This window comes from Arcobacter denitrificans (SeqCode), from assembly GCF_048571185.1.
Taxonomy (GTDB): Bacteria; Campylobacterota; Campylobacteria; order Campylobacterales; family Arcobacteraceae; genus Arcobacter; species Arcobacter denitrificans.
Map to the genome: position 1 here is coordinate 2,548,795 of NZ_CP182350.1, position 14,918 is coordinate 2,563,712.

The 14,918-nt window shown below is 29.0% G+C and carries 16 protein-coding genes; 11 read left to right on the top strand and 5 right to left on the bottom strand.

What is annotated here, in order from left to right; all coding sequences use genetic code 11:
* Nucleotides 1-4: 4 nt before the first annotated feature.
* Nucleotides 5-889 (top strand): 2-hydroxy-3-oxopropionate reductase, encoded by an 885-nt coding sequence (gene garR / locus ACNI28_RS12810; protein WP_419764654.1) that lies wholly within the window; start codon nt 5-7, stop codon nt 887-889.
* A 24-nt stretch (nt 890-913) separates the two neighbouring features.
* Here garR and ACNI28_RS12815 read toward each other — a convergent pair whose 3' ends face one another.
* Nucleotides 914-1,963, bottom strand: coding sequence for an AI-2E family transporter (locus ACNI28_RS12815; RefSeq protein WP_419764655.1), 1,050 nt, complete (start codon nt 1,961-1,963; stop codon nt 914-916).
* Nucleotides 1,964-2,002: 39 nt separating this feature from the next.
* On the bottom strand, nt 2,003-2,290 hold the full coding sequence (locus tag ACNI28_RS12820; RefSeq protein ID WP_419764657.1) for a sll1863 family stress response protein: 288 nt from the start codon (nt 2,288-2,290) through the stop codon (nt 2,003-2,005).
* Between the two features lie 359 nt (nt 2,291-2,649).
* Between ACNI28_RS12820 and rlmF the strand changes: the two genes are divergently transcribed.
* A complete protein-coding gene (rlmF, locus tag ACNI28_RS12825) occupies nt 2,650-3,594 on the top strand; it encodes a 23S rRNA (adenine(1618)-N(6))-methyltransferase RlmF (protein WP_419764658.1) in 945 nt (314 codons plus the stop codon).
* A gap of 13 nt (nt 3,595-3,607) precedes the next feature.
* Here rlmF and ACNI28_RS12830 read toward each other — a convergent pair whose 3' ends face one another.
* Genes ACNI28_RS12830 through ACNI28_RS12840 form a run of 3 tightly spaced genes read right to left on the bottom strand, consistent with a single transcriptional unit; the run spans nt 3,608 to nt 5,519 of the window.
* Nucleotides 3,608-4,849: a hypothetical protein gene (locus ACNI28_RS12830; RefSeq protein WP_419764659.1), complete on the bottom strand. Its 1,242-nt coding sequence runs from the start codon at nt 4,847-4,849 to the stop codon at nt 3,608-3,610.
* A 15-nt stretch (nt 4,850-4,864) separates the two neighbouring features.
* Nucleotides 4,865-5,089, bottom strand: a complete 225-nt coding sequence (locus ACNI28_RS12835; protein WP_419764660.1) for a hypothetical protein — start codon at nt 5,087-5,089, stop codon at nt 4,865-4,867.
* On the bottom strand, nt 5,076-5,519 hold the full coding sequence (locus ACNI28_RS12840) for a hemerythrin domain-containing protein (protein WP_419764661.1): 444 nt from the start codon (nt 5,517-5,519) through the stop codon (nt 5,076-5,078). The genes ACNI28_RS12835 and ACNI28_RS12840 overlap by 14 nt, the downstream gene beginning before the upstream one ends.
* Nucleotides 5,520-5,605: 86 nt before the next feature.
* Between ACNI28_RS12840 and ACNI28_RS12845 the strand changes: the two genes are divergently transcribed.
* The 9 genes from ACNI28_RS12845 to ACNI28_RS12885 all read left to right on the top strand — a co-directional run bounded on the left by ACNI28_RS12845 (nt 5,606) and on the right by ACNI28_RS12885 (nt 14,916).
* On the top strand, nt 5,606-6,244 hold the full coding sequence (locus ACNI28_RS12845; RefSeq protein WP_419764663.1) for a Crp/Fnr family transcriptional regulator: 639 nt from the start codon (nt 5,606-5,608) through the stop codon (nt 6,242-6,244).
* A gap of 73 nt (nt 6,245-6,317) precedes the next feature.
* Entirely contained in the window at nt 6,318-7,352 is a 1,035-nt protein-coding gene (gene aroB, locus ACNI28_RS12850; protein ID WP_419764664.1) for a 3-dehydroquinate synthase, read from the top strand.
* Nucleotides 7,353-9,008 carry a mechanosensitive ion channel family protein gene (locus tag ACNI28_RS12855; RefSeq protein WP_419764665.1) on the top strand — a complete coding sequence of 552 codons (1,656 nt, stop codon included), beginning with the start codon at nt 7,353-7,355 and terminating at the stop codon, nt 9,006-9,008. It begins immediately after the preceding gene.
* A gap of 3 nt (nt 9,009-9,011) precedes the next feature.
* On the top strand, nt 9,012-10,277 hold the full coding sequence (gene mtaB, locus ACNI28_RS12860; RefSeq protein ID WP_419764666.1) for a tRNA (N(6)-L-threonylcarbamoyladenosine(37)-C(2))-methylthiotransferase MtaB: 1,266 nt from the start codon (nt 9,012-9,014) through the stop codon (nt 10,275-10,277).
* A complete protein-coding gene (locus ACNI28_RS12865) occupies nt 10,261-11,742 on the top strand; it encodes an AAA family ATPase (protein WP_419764667.1) in 1,482 nt (493 codons plus the stop codon). Before mtaB ends, ACNI28_RS12865 begins: the two co-directional genes overlap by 17 nt.
* On the top strand, nt 11,732-12,250 hold the full coding sequence (gene bioV, locus ACNI28_RS12870; protein WP_419764668.1) for a pimelyl-ACP methyl ester esterase BioV: 519 nt from the start codon (nt 11,732-11,734) through the stop codon (nt 12,248-12,250). Before ACNI28_RS12865 ends, bioV begins: the two co-directional genes overlap by 11 nt.
* 2 nt (nt 12,251-12,252) lie before the next feature.
* Complete coding sequence (gene mog / locus ACNI28_RS12875) at nt 12,253-12,783, top strand: molybdopterin adenylyltransferase (protein WP_419764669.1); 531 nt, start codon at nt 12,253-12,255, stop codon at nt 12,781-12,783.
* A 23-nt stretch (nt 12,784-12,806) separates the two neighbouring features.
* A complete protein-coding gene (locus tag ACNI28_RS12880; RefSeq protein WP_419766480.1) occupies nt 12,807-14,132 on the top strand; it encodes an SLC13 family permease in 1,326 nt (441 codons plus the stop codon).
* 52 nt (nt 14,133-14,184) lie between these two features.
* Nucleotides 14,185-14,916 (top strand): DsbC family protein, encoded by a 732-nt coding sequence (locus ACNI28_RS12885; RefSeq protein ID WP_419764670.1) that lies wholly within the window; start codon nt 14,185-14,187, stop codon nt 14,914-14,916.
* Nucleotides 14,917-14,918 lie beyond the last annotated feature (2 nt).

The window sequence follows — 14,918 nt, forward strand, 5'->3', positions numbered from 1 at the left end:
TAAAATGAAAGTTGGATTTATAGGACTTGGAATCATGGGTAAACCTATGGCAAAAAATATATTAAAAGCAGGATTTGATTTAGTTGTGACAAATAGAAGTAAGGCATCTCTTGAAGAACTAGTTGCACTTGGGGCTTCAAGTGCTCAAAGTGCTAAAGAAGTAGCACAACAAGTTGATGTTGTTATTACTATGTTACCAAATTCACCTCAAGTCAAAGAAGTTATTCTTGGAGAAAATGGAGTTATTGATGGAATAAAAGAGGGTAGTGTAGTTATAGACATGAGTTCAATAGCACCATTGGCTTCACAAGAGATTTCAGCTCAACTTGCAAAAAAAGGTGTTGAATTACTTGATGCTCCTGTAAGTGGTGGAGAACCAAAAGCAATAGAGGGAACACTATCTGTCATGGTTGGTGGAAAAAAAGAGGTATTTGATAAGTTTTATGAGCTAATGATGTCAATGGCAGCTTCAGTTGTTTATACTGGAAAAGTAGGAGCTGGAAATACAACAAAACTAGCAAATCAAATTATTGTTGCACTTAATATTGCTGCTATGTGTGAATCTTTGGTTTTAGCTACAAAAGCAGGGGTTGAGCCTGAGTTGGTTTATGAAGCAATAAGAGGAGGGTTAGCTGGAAGTACTGTTCTTGATGCTAAAGCACCACTTGTTATGGATAGAAAATTTGACCCAGGATTTAAAATCAATCTACACATAAAAGACTTACAAAATGCACTAGATACAGCTCATGAAATAGGAGCTCCTGTTCATTTAACAGCAGCTGTCATGGAAATCATGCAAGCTATGAAAGCCCAAGGTGAAGATCACTTAGACCATAGTGCTTTAATTAGATATTATGAAAGATTGGCAAAAGTTGAAGTAAAAAGATAGCTTCTACTAAAGAGTTTTAAAAGTTTATTTAAAACTCTTTTTATAAATATTTAAAACTGTATCTAAAAGGGCTGCAATTACTGGACCTATAATAATACCTACAGGACCAAAAGATATTATTCCTCCAAGTATTGATATAAGAATAACCAGATCGGGTAATTTTGCGTCATTCCCAACAATCCATGGTCGTAGAAGATTATCTACTAAACCTACGACTATTATTCCCCATATAGTAAGAGCAATTCCCCATCCAATACTGCCTGTAAGCATAAGATATACTACTGCTGGTACCCAAACTATAGGTGCTCCTAATCCTGGAACAGCAGAAAGAAGAAAAACTACACTTCCCCAAAACACTGGTCCATTAAGTCCTATAATCCAAAATCCTAAGGCAAGCAATAAACCTTGAATAAATCCAATTATAACTATACCTTTAAGTGATGCTTTAGTTACCATAAGACCACGATTCATAAGTTCATCATAATCTTTTTTTGAAAGGGGAAGTAAAGAAGCTAGAGAGTCTAGCAATTTTTGTCCATTTACCAAAAAATAAAACATAGCATAAAACATAATAAACAAACTCATAAGAAATCCAGCAGTACCTTTTGTTGCACTAGATAAACTTGAAACTAACCAACTTCCTATTGCACTAGTTGCATCAGAAGCTTTTTTTAGAAGTGTCTCATTAAAAGAATCAAATTTATCTTGTAGTGGCAACCAACTAGGTAGCTGCTCACTCAATGAGAACTCATCATCTAAAATCTCTTTTACAATAGGACTTGTTTTTTCGCTAAATTGTATTGCTTCGTTTGTTACCATTCCTGTAAGGGTTGCCAAGGGAAAACCTACAGCTAAAATGGATATGATTAGTACAGTAGAGGCTGCCAATACAGATTTGTTTTTTAGATATATAAGAATTCTTTTATAGAGAGGGTATAATAAGCCTGCAAATATTGCAGCAAGTATAAGAGCTATTAGAAACTCTTTAATCATTCCAATGAAGCCCATTAGAACTATAAAAAGTAAAAGAAGAATAAAAGCTTGTTGAAACTTATTGGGTCTTTTTCCTTTCATGTTTAGGCTCCTTAATAATTTTTGTAATAAGTTTAACCTTTACTTAAATCTTGAACCAGCTGACTTCAATGCATCACCAAAAGAAATCCAAGCACTATCTATACCTGCCTTTAAATCTTCCCATGCATCATCACTTGAATTTTTAAGCTCAGAGAGTTTTTTATTTGCACTTGCTTGCATAGCTTTTAATTTATCTATTTCTTCATAGTATGCAAGTTTTGTATCAGCTTTCTCACCTTCAGCTCTTGCTTTAAGTTTGTCTATCTCTGCATTCCATTCATCTAATTGTGTTTGTAATTTTTGTTCATATTCTTTTTTCATTCCCATGACTTACTCCTTTAAAGTTATTTATTTCCTAATAATTTTCTAGTGTTATATAAAATATCTTATGATATTTATTTACTTTTATTACTCTCTGGAATAAAATATATTTATAGATACAATGGGTTTAAACGTATCGTAGGTAAAAGGTAGTTTTATTGATTTGTATTTCATAATAATCCTCCTTCTTTGTACTAACTATAACAAAAGCTAATAAAATAATTCTTAAACAAATTAGATAAGTTTATGATAAAAGGAGCAAAGATTATTTAGTCAAAAACTTTTGATTTACAAATATTCTAACAAGATAGATATAGATAAACTTATAGTACAATACTAAAAATTTAAAAACTAAGATAAATATTATGGCACACAAAGAACACAAAAAAGGTTTACACCCAAGAAATCCTCACAACAAAAGATATGATTTCCCAAAACTTATAAAAAGTTTACCAAAACTAGCAGATTTCGTTTTTAAAAATAAGTATGATGAACTATCTATTGACTTTGCAGATGCAAAGGCTGTTTTAACTTTAAACAAAGCACTTCTTGCACACTTTTACAACATAAAGAACTGGTATATTCCAGAAGATTATTTATGTCCTCCTATTCCTGGCAGAGCTGATTATCTTCACTATATTGCTGATTTATTAGCTGAATTTCATGGAGGTAAAGTTCCAACTGGAGCGAAGATAAAAGGACTTGATATTGGTATTGGTGCAAATTGTATCTATCCAATAATTGGAAATAGTGTTTATGGTTGGTCTTTTGTAGGTAGTGATATTGAAAAAGAGTCTATAGAATCCTCAGAGAATATTATAAAAGAAAATGACTCTTTATTAGGAAATATTGAGTGTAGATTGCAGTTAAATCCTGATAGTATTTTTACAGGTATTATAAAAGAAGATGATAGATTTGATTTTACTTTATGTAATCCTCCTTTTCATAAATCACAAGCCCAATCTCAAGCTGGAAGTAAAAGAAAGGTACAGAATCTTACTAAAAAAGTAGTTGAAAAAGCCTCTTTAAATTTTGGTGGCAAGAGTAATGAGCTTTGGTGCAAAGGTGGAGAAGTAGCTTTTGTAAAAGCTATGATAAAACAGAGTAAAAAGTATGCTAAAAACTGTTTTTGGTTTAGTACAATAGTATCAAAAAAGGATAATCTTCAATTTATTTATGACACGATAGATTATGTAAAGCCTATAGAATATGACACCATAGAGATGCAACATGGACAAAAAGTAAGTAGAATCATAATCTGGACATTCCTTACAAAAGAAGAGCAAAAACAGTGGTCTTCAAAGTGGTAAAAATAAATATATACTAAATAACTTTATTTAACTTTTGGTAGTATTTATATGCGTTTATGATGTTATAACATAATATTATAGATGAAACAAAAAACAACAAGCTAGCTAGATAAATCAGAGGTTTGAAGAATATAGCCAATATAAAAGCAAAGTAAGAAACAATATAAATATTGTATTGTAGTTTCATATATTTGCTTTTTATTACTTGTGACATCTCCGCATCAAAAATCATCTTTGAACTAAGATGAAACCAGGTAAGAAATGGAACTATTTTATATAACATTCCATTTATTATAGAGTATGCAAAACCAAGACCAAAAATAACTGCAAGAGAAAAGTCAATATTTAAATCAAAGCAAATTGATATAATCCAAATAAGTGAAGCAATTGATAGGTTTATCATTGCAAAGTACCAAAGATTTATTGTGGTATCTCGTCTTGGTCTTTTTCTATTTTTTAGCAAATAGATTGTTGTAAGTGAAAATATAAGTGATGATGTAGCTAATAGGGTTTTAAATAGTGGTATTAAAGATGAATCAGTAATTATAAATAGTGATAATAAAAGTATAATTAATGTTACTATCCAATAAAAGTGATTTTTTATAAATAGTGGATACTCTTTTGTTACATAAAACATAGGAATAACCTTGTATGAAACTCCAGAAATAAGCATGATTAACCATCCAAAGAATATATAACTAATATGAGCATCTGCGAAGTTTCTTGAGCTAAAGCCACTATTATGATTTATTAAAGCGACTATTCCAAAGGCTAAACCTAAAATCAAAAAACCAAGGGCTGTTAAAAATGTCTTAACAGTAGGATTCTTGTCTTCAGTTTTTAAAATAGTAAAAAAAGTAATTATAACAAAATAAACAATAGCAAGAAGTAGACACAAAGAGGCAATATGCATAAGGATTTTATTTGATATTAAAAAACCTGTTATAAAACATACTGTCCCAATATTTAGTAAAAAGAGTATGAGTTTTGCTTGTAAATCTACTTTTTTATATGCAACTCCTATAATCACAGGAATCATCTGAAAAAGCGAGCCAAGCATTACATGAGTAAAAAAACCAAGTGTTAAAATATGTGTAAGAGCTATAGCTTCATAGTAATATCTACTTTCAATACCATTTGCATATACAAATAGACAAGTAGAGAAAACAATTAAATAAATAGAGGCAATTATGTAGTAAAACATAGGGATTTTATAAGGTGGTGCTTGATCTAAAGATAAACCTTGCATTTGCATATTGTTAAGCCTTTATTATTTGTGTATTTTCATTTCAAAATGATTCTCTTCATCTTTTATGATTTCATATTTTAAACTATTTTTTTCAATTGCTTCAAAAAGCTTGCAAGGACTCATTCTATGTTTAAAAATAAGAATTTCATCTTCATTTAGATTATGTACTGCTTCTAAGCCTTGCATAAGAGGGTAAGGAGCTTCAAGCTCACTTACATCCAATGTAATAGTTTTATTTTTGCTCATAGCTTTTTAATCCATCTATAATAGTATCATTTTCATTATTTAATAGATTTTGAATCATTGTATATAACATTTGTTCTTCTTTTGAATTATGTTGTTGAATTAGTATCATTAAAGACTCACTTAATCCGAAAAATCTATCACTATCTTTTTCTTTAATTGATTCTTCAATTTTAGGAAATACAGTTCTTGCTTGCTCATGTTCCATTTTCATAACTTGTGTTGGACCACAGCCACCAGTAGAAGCTTTTTCATCAAACATCGGAAATAGATAGTTCTCTTCTATTTCAAAGTGTTTTAAAGTCTCATTTTTAAACTTTTCATTCAGTTCAACTGCATTGTCCCAATTTCCCTTTTCAACCGCACTTTCAAGTAGTGCTAATAGTTCATCACACTCTTTATGATGGTTTGACATATATTCTTTAATAGTCATTTTATACCCCGTTTTATTTTAATTTTTATAATTTTTGCATAAAATCAGATAAATTAAATTGATAACAATCAATACAAAGTGAAATTATGAATATACATGAGTTTTATTTCTTTGATTCTTTAGATGAAAAAGAGAAAAAAGAGTTAGAAAAAATAAGTAGAAAGAAACATTATAAAAAAGATGAAATACTTTTTTATAAAGGTGAAGAAGCAAAATATTTGTATCTTTTGGTAAGTGGTATAGTAAAAGTTTATAAACATGACTATAAAGATAATGAGATTATTATCCATAACTTAAGGGCACCAACATTTATAGCTGAAATTGCAAATTATGAAGAGATTCCTTTTCCTGCAAATTGTTCCTTTGAAACAGATTCAGAAGTATATGTTATTGAATATAATGAATTTAAAAAAAGATTTTTATCTAAACCAGAAATATCAATGATGTTAATTAAATCACTTACAAAGAAGATAAAGGCACTAGAAAATTTTATAAATTACAACATAACAGCAGACACAAATATAAAGATAACACAATTTTTATATGAAAATGAAGAGATACTTTCAAGTTTAAAACAAGTAAAAATTGCTTCTATCTTAAACATTACACCAGAAACATTATCAAGAAAAATATCAATATTGAAAAAAGAAAAAATAATTGAAAATGATAAGGGGTATATTAAAATATTAGATCATGAAAAATTAAAAGAGCTGTTTGAGTTTTAGATAATAAATTATTATCTTTTCTTAAATTATTTTAGATATAATCTACATACTTTATAGAGCTGGAAATTAATAAATGATTGTAAATATAAAACTGCCAAATAATATCTCATATGACATAACAATTGATACCTTAAAAGAGTTAACTTTTGATAGAAAAGTTGTAGTGGTAACAAACCCAACTGTTAGTGGATTTCACTTAGAATATTTTAAAAATAAAATAAAATCAAACAACCTTAGTATTGTTACCATACCTGATGGTGAAGAGTATAAAAACATGGAAACTGTTGATATGATTCTTGAACATTGTTTTGAAAATAGACTAAATCGTAAATCATTGCTAATTGCATTTGGTGGGGGTGTAATTGGTGATATGACTGGATTTTGTGCATCTATTTACCAAAGAGGTATTGATTTTATACAAGTCCCTACAACACTATTATCTCAAGTTGATGCAAGTGTTGGAGGAAAAACTGGTGTAAATAACAAGTTTGGTAAAAACTTAATTGGAGCTTTTCATCAGCCAAGAGCTGTCTATATTGACCCATACTTTTTAAGCACTTTACCTAAAAGAGAATTTGCTGCAGGTATTGCTGAAATAGTTAAAATGGCAGTGACATTTAACAAAGAGTTTTTTAAGTGGATTGAGAGTAATGATTTGCATGATGAAGAGAATATAAAAGTTGCCATAAAAAAATCTGTTGAAACTAAAGCTTGGGTTGTATCTCAAGATGAAAAAGAAAATGGAATAAGAGCTGCTTTAAATTATGGACATACCTTTGGACATGTTGTAGAAAATGAGACAAAATATTCAAAGTATCTTCATGGTGAAGCTGTAGGTATTGGTATGATTATGGCTAATGAAGTTTCTAAAAAAATAGGACTTATGAATCAAGAAGATGCCCTAAGAGTAAAAAATGTTTTAGAAAAATATAATATTCCAACATCATACAAAATATCTGATGTGGAAGATTTTTATGAACACTTCTTTTTGGATAAGAAAAGTCTTGATGATAAAATAAAATTTATCTTACCTGTTGGTATTGGTGATTGTAAGATTACTGATGAAGTTTCTAAAGCTGATGTTATTGACATTTTAAAAGGATTTTAATTGAAAAAAATATTTTTTCTAGTTTTTACTGTTTTAATAACATTGAATTTAACAGCTGCACAAATAGAAAATTCTAAAGATTTAAAAACTTTTGTTGAAAAAACAGAAGTGAGTGAAGAATCAAAAGTTGTTCTTTTAGAACCTACCCCTGAAATAAAAGCAAAAATTGATAATTATATCTCAGAGATAAATAATATTGATGAAGAACTTGAAGATAATATATTATTAAAAAGATATTCAAATTATATTGCATATAGAAGTATCTCTAAAGAACTACATGAATTAAAAAATCAATTATCAGATGTAAATAAAAAAAATAGGGATTTACTTTACAAAGTAGAAAATAAAATCAGAATTAAAAACAATGAGTTAGAACTTATTTCTGAATATAAAGATTCACCAATTGGAAAGCTAATAAATCCTCCTGAAATAGAAAAGTATGAAACAATAACAAACCCTTTTGGTATTATAAATGCTCTTTCATATAAAAAGAAAATGAAAGACCATAAAAAAGAGTTTACAAATATTATAAAAGACGTTACAAGACTAATTGAACTATTAGATAAGAAAATCTTACTATATTTAGATTTATATAATTTGGACCCAAAAGATGAATATGAAAAAAAGATCAACTTTTTAGATAGTGAGAAAAAAGATTTTAATATGGTCTTAGAAATTATAATAACTACAAGTGAAGTCTATAATAGAAAAATCGAGCAAGTTATATTAGAAACAGATAATCAAATAGCTGATCAGATTTCAAAAACTTCAATTATTTTCTTAATTATTGCAGTTGTATTTATATTTTCATTTTTAGTAAAACTAACCCTTAAAAAATATTTTTCTCAAAATGAAAACTTTTATATGGCAAATAAAGTTATCAATTTTGTTTTAGTGTTTTTGATTGTTATGATAGTTCTTTTTTCCTATATTGATAATGTTTCATATGTTATTACAATCTTAGGGTTCGCTTCAGCTGGTATTGCTATTGCTTTAAAAGATTGGTTTATGTCTATTTTTGGGTGGATGGTAATTGTAACCTCTGGTTCTATCCAAGTTGGTGATAGGATAAAAGTAACAAGAGATGGTCTTGAAGCAGTTGGTGATGTTCTTGATATCTCTTTATTTAAAATAACTATTAGAGAAGATATTACTTTAACTTCATACAAAGTAAATAGAAGAACAGGAAGAATATTTTTCATACCAAATAACTATGTCTTTTCTGAAATGATTGCAAACTATACTCACTCAGGACTAAGAACAGTTTGGGATGGGATTGATATTACTATTACTTTTGATTCAAACTATAAAAAAGCACAGCATATAGCTAAAGAGATATTAAAACACTACTCAAAAGGGTATACAGATATTACAAGAAAACAGTTATCTAAAATGAGAAACAAATATGCCCTAAGAGCAACAGGAGTAGAACCAAGAGTTTATACCTTTGTAGAGCCTTATGGTATTGTTATCTCTTCTTGGTATCTTACGAATTCTTATGCGGCATTGGTTCTAAGAAGTACTATGTCTCCTGAGATATTACAAGCATTTATGGCAGAAGATGATATTACTATTGCTTACCCTACGCAACAAATCAATTTTACGTCAAATCAAGCAGAGCGAGTACCACCAGCTGATCTTCCTGAGGTTCCTTAAAGTATGAATTTTGCAAGTACAAAACCAAAAGTATATTTTAAAACCTTTGGTTGTAGAACAAATGTTTTTGATACCCAAGTTATGATGAGTAATCTAAAAGACTTTGAAATTACACAAAATGAAAAAGATGCAAATGTTGTTGTTATAAACTCTTGTACAGTTACTAATAGTGCAGATAGTACAGCAAGGGGGTATATAAACTCTTTAAATAAACTTCCTAAAAAACCAAGAGTTATTTTTACTGGTTGTGGAGTTTGGACAAAAGGTGAAAACCTATTTAAAGAAGAGAAAGTAGATTCTTTATTTGGACATAGTGAAAAAGAAAACATAAACGAACTTCTAAAAAATGAAGAGAGATTTTTCACAGCTGGTGACTTGGAACATATTGATGAAACTATTGTTGAAGAGTTTGTTGGTAAGAGCAGAGCTTTTATAAAAGTTCAAGAAGGTTGTGACTTTAGATGTTCGTACTGTATCATTCCTTATGTAAGAGGTGATGCTAGAAGCTATAGCGAAGATAAAATATTAGAGCAAGTATCAACATTAGCCTCAAATGGTTTTGGTGAGTTTATTTTAACTGGAACAAATGTTGGCTCTTATGGTAAAAAACAACACACCTCTTTAGCAAAACTTCTAAAGAAAATGTCTTTAATAAAAGGTGTTAGAAGAATAAGAATGGGAAGTATAGAACCCATACAAATAGATGATGAATTTAGAGAGATTATCAATGAACCTTTTATGGCAAAACATCTTCATATAGCTCTTCAACATACTTCTAAAAAAATGCTTGAAATAATGAATAGAAGAAATAAGGTTTTAAAAGACTTAGAGCTTTTTGAGTTTTTAAGAGATAATGGCTATGCCCTTGGAACAGATTTTATTGTAGGACATCCTGGTGAAAGTGATGAGTTATGGAAAGAGGCTATTGAAAACTTACATAGATTTCCCCTTACTCATGTACATGCCTTTACTTATTCAAAAAGAGATGGAACGCCAAGTGCTACTATGAAACCTCAAGTAAAAGGTGACATTGCTAAAATAAGATATAATGAACTTATTTCCATAATAGATGAAAAAAATTATAATTTTAGAAAAGAGAACAAAAAGACTTTAGAAGTACTAGTTGAACAAGAGAAAAATGGAAAATATATAGGACTAGACCAACACTTCAATCAAATAGAGATTCAAAGTAGTGCTGATTTGGTTGGAGATTGGATTTTCTTAGAGAATTATGAAGCAAAGGAAAGTGGTAATGTTGCAAAATTCTAATGATTATAAAAAAAACAAAGATAAAAACTTAAAGCTTATGCTTTTATCTGGAATTGCACTTATTGTGCTTTTCTTTTATACTATTTATAAAAGCTCTTCTTATATTCAAAGTAGTACTTATAGTTTTGGATTAGTTTTTATAGTATTTCTTTTAGTATTTGCTGTTATTGCCAGACTTAAAAAAGATAAAATTCAGGAATTTATCAATAAAAATAAAATCAAAGATTCTGTATTTGAACAAGAGCTTCAAAAAACAAAAGTAAGTAATGAAGAAGTTCAAACAGAAGATAACTCACACATAGAAGTTATAAAACCAAACACAACTTTTAAAGATATTGCAGGGATTGCAGGTGTTAAAGAAGAACTCGAAGAGATAGTTGAGTTTTTAGATAATCCCAAAAAATATCATAAATATGGAATAAAGCTACCAAAAGGCGTTTTACTTTATGGACCTCCTGGTGTGGGTAAAACATTGATAGCACGTGCTGTTGCTGGTGAAGCAAATGTTCCATTTTTTTATCAAAGTGGTGCGAGTTTTGTTCAAATATATGTGGGAATGGGTGCAAAAAGAGTTCGTGAACTTTTTGCAAAAGCTAAAGCAAATGCTCCTTCAATAATATTTATAGATGAAATCGATGCTATAGGAAAAACAAGAAGTGGAAAATCAAATGATGAAAGAGAATCAACACTCAATGAACTTCTAACACAAATGGATGGATTTGAGGGTGAAAATGGCGTAATAGTTATTGCAGCAACAAATAAAATAGAAGTTTTAGATGATGCGCTTTTAAGAGCTGGAAGATTTGATAGAAGAGTAAAATTAACACTTCCTAATATAAGTGATAGGGAATTGATTTTAGAGCTATATCTAAAATCAATCAAACATAAGCTTGATATCAAAAAGCTCTCTACAAATCTATCTGGCTTTTCATCTGCTTCTATATCAACTCTTATAAATGAAGCTATGCTTTATATGATTAAGTTAAATGATAATGTATTAGAAGATAAGCATATAGATATTGCTAAAAATAAATTAGAATTTGGTAAAAAAGAGAACTTTGTTTTATCCGATAATGAAAAAGAGATACTCTCTATCTATCAAGCTTCAAAGGCTTTTATTACAAAAGAAAAGGTCTCTTTATTCGATGAAAATAGTACAAATCTAAAAACTCTATTTCCTTCAAAAAGTGAGCTAAAGAAAGAGCTTAAAAAATATCTTTCTGGTTCTATTGGGATAGAAGTTTTAAAAGATGAACAGTATGCTATTTTTGAAGAGGATTTAAAAAAAGCAGATGATTTAGCAAAAGACATGGTTGAAAAATATGCTATGGCTAAAGATTATAAAGAGTTAATAGAGCAAACAAAAGTTGAATTAAAAACTCAACTTGATGAAAATTATGATGAAATAAAGAAATTAACAAAAATCATGATAGAAAAAGAAGTAATAGAAGAAAATGAACTCTAGATATTTTTCAGGATTTTCACTAGAAAATGAAGAAGAGCTTTTTAGTGAATACATACTAGAAAACGATTTTACTATTTCAGGCTTTTCGTATGGAGCTATAAAAGCTTTTGAAAAGGCTTTAAATAGTCAAAAAAGAGTTGATTTACTTCAACTTTTTTCACCAGCTTTCTTTCAAGCACAAAATGATAAGTTTATAAGAATGCAATTGATGTTTTTTAAAAAAGATTCAAAATCATATTGTGAGAATTTTTTAAAAAACATATCTTATCCCTCATCTTTTGATGTTTCAAGGTACTTTAAAGAAGAAGGCTATGAAGAGCTACAAGCTCTACTTACATATAAGTGGGATAAAGAGAAGTTAAACAGACTTTTAAATAGAGGCACTAAAATTGAAGTCTATTTAGGTGGGCTTGATAAAATCATAGATTCATCAAAAGCTTGTGAGTTTTTTAAAGATTTCTCAACTGTATATTTTATGAAAAATTATGGACATATTTTAAAAGGATAAAAATGATAGCAAAAATTGGTATAGTAACAGCAAGTGATAGAGCAAGTAAAGGTGTTTATGAAGATTTATCTGGACAAGCAATTATTAATACATTAAATGAGTATCTAACAAGTAAGTGGGAACCAGTTTACAAATGTATTGAAGATAATCAAGAAACAATTGAAAATACACTAAAAGAGTTAGTTGACAATGAAAAGTGTTGTTTAGTTGTAACTACAGGTGGAACAGGGCCTGCTAAAAGAGATGTTACCCCTGAAGCTACTGAAAATGTATGTGATAGAATGATGCCTGGCTTTGGAGAACTTATGCGTGCAGAGTCTTTAAAGTTTGTACCAACAGCTATTTTATCAAGACAAACAGCAGGATTAAGAAAAAGTTCTTTAATTGTAAATCTTCCTGGAAAACCAAAATCAATAAGAGAGTGTTTAGATGCAGTTTTCCCAGCAATTCCATATTGTATTGATTTGATGGAAGGACCTTTTTTAGAGTGTAATGAAGAGGTTATAAAACCTTTTAGACCCAAAAAGAAATAAAAATAGGAGTAGCATTGAAACAAATCACTTTAACTTTAATTTTATCAGTAATTCTTTTTTTTCTATTAGATTATTATTTTAGTGCTCAACATGCTACTTTACTTTCAATAATATTTTTTCTTGTAGTATTGTGGTCAAATGAGGCTTTACCTTTAGGTGTTGTTTCCTTATTACCAATTTTGCTTTTTCCAAGTTTTGATATTATTAGTACAAATGAAACAGTCTCTAATTATTCAAAATCAATAATCTTTTTATTTTTAGGTGGATTTATGATAGCAATTGCAACACAAAAAACCGAGTTGCATAAATATATTTCAAATAAACTATTAACACTTTTCCCAAACACAGCAAGAGGAATAATATTTTCATTGGCTATTACTTCTGCATTTTTGAGTTCACTTATATCAAATACTACAACAGCTCTTTTATTGATACCAATTGCCATATATTTAAGTGATGACATAAAGATAAGGCTTAGATTTGTACTTGCAATTGCATATGGGGCAAGTATTGGTGGTATTGTAACACCAATAGGAACACCTCCAAATCTTATTCTTTTAGGGTTCATGGAACAGCATCATTTAGAAGCAATACCTTTTATAAAATGGATTGCCCTAACATCTCCTTTAGCAATTGCTATGCTTATTATTATTCCTTTTATTTTATCTTTAGGGGTAAAAAACTTTGAGATTGATACAAGTTTAAAAGAGTTGAAACCTTTAAATTGGGATCAAAAAAGATTACTTTATATTTTAGGGTCTTTGATTGTTTTATTATTTGTTAACTCTAAAATAGAACCTTATTATATGGGACTTGGACTAAATGAAAAGGGTATATTATTAGCTTATGGTTTACTTATGTTTTTACCAAAAATTGGTTTTTTAACTTGGGATGATACAAAAAAGATTCCTTATGAAATCATATTTTTATTTGGGGCTGGTTTTTCCATTGCTATGGCATTTTCAAAAACAGGACTAGCTGATGTAATTGCAAATCAACTATTATCAGTAACAGACTTGCCAATTATACTTCTTATAGTATTAGTTGCATCTTTAGTTACTTTTACTACAGAAATAACCTCAAATACAGCACTTATTTCCGTAGTTTTACCTATTATATACTCCCTTGGTAATGTAGGAAATATAGATGTAGGGTTGATTTTATTTGTTGCAACAATTTGTGCCTCTTATGCTTTTATGTTGCCAATTGCAACGCCACCAAACGCTATAGCCATGAGTAGTGGTGTAGTAAAAGTAAAAGATATGGCTAAATATGGACTAGTGTTTAATATTTTAGGTATAGTGCTAGTTACAACTACTGCCATAATTTATTGGCAGTTTTATTTATAATTTATATAAACTAAACAATAACTTGCTAATATTTAGCAATTAGGAGAAAGAGATGAAAAAGATATTTAAAATAGTATTAATGATTGGTATTTTATTTTCACTAAATGCAGTCGCATCGGGTGAATTAAATAAAAAAGAGATGAGTGAAATAGAAAAGTTACCTATTTTTACAGGTTCTGGCATGCACATAATAAAAGCATATAAAGATGAACAGTTTTACTTATTAAGAGTGAATATACAAGAAAATATTCAAGAGTTGGTTTTAACCGCTGATAAAAACTTTTTAATTGCTGGTAAAGTTTATAATACTGCATCAGGGGAAGAGCTTTCTATTCCTAATGATGTATCAATTTTAGATGGTAAAGAGGCTTTAACATATGGTACTGGTAAAGATGTATATTATTTGTTTACGGATCCTGAGTGCCCATATTGTAAAAAGTTTGAATCATATTTTGAAGATATAAAAAAGGATGTTCAACTTAAGATATTTTTCTTCCCTTTAAGTTTTCATAAAAATGCTGTAGCCTTAACACAATATATTTTAGATAATAAAACAAATGCTGCTAAAGTTGATGCCATGATGAATGTTACTGTTGATAGCAAAGAGTTTAAAAATAAAAAATATAGTGATAAACAAAAAACTTCTTTAAATAAAATTATTGCAGCAAATATGAAACTAGGTGAAGAATTAGGTGTAAGAGGAACTCCTGCCTTGTTTGACATGAATGGGAAAGCTCTATCTTGGGTGAATGTTTTACAAAGATATGGAGTAGAAGTTAAATAATA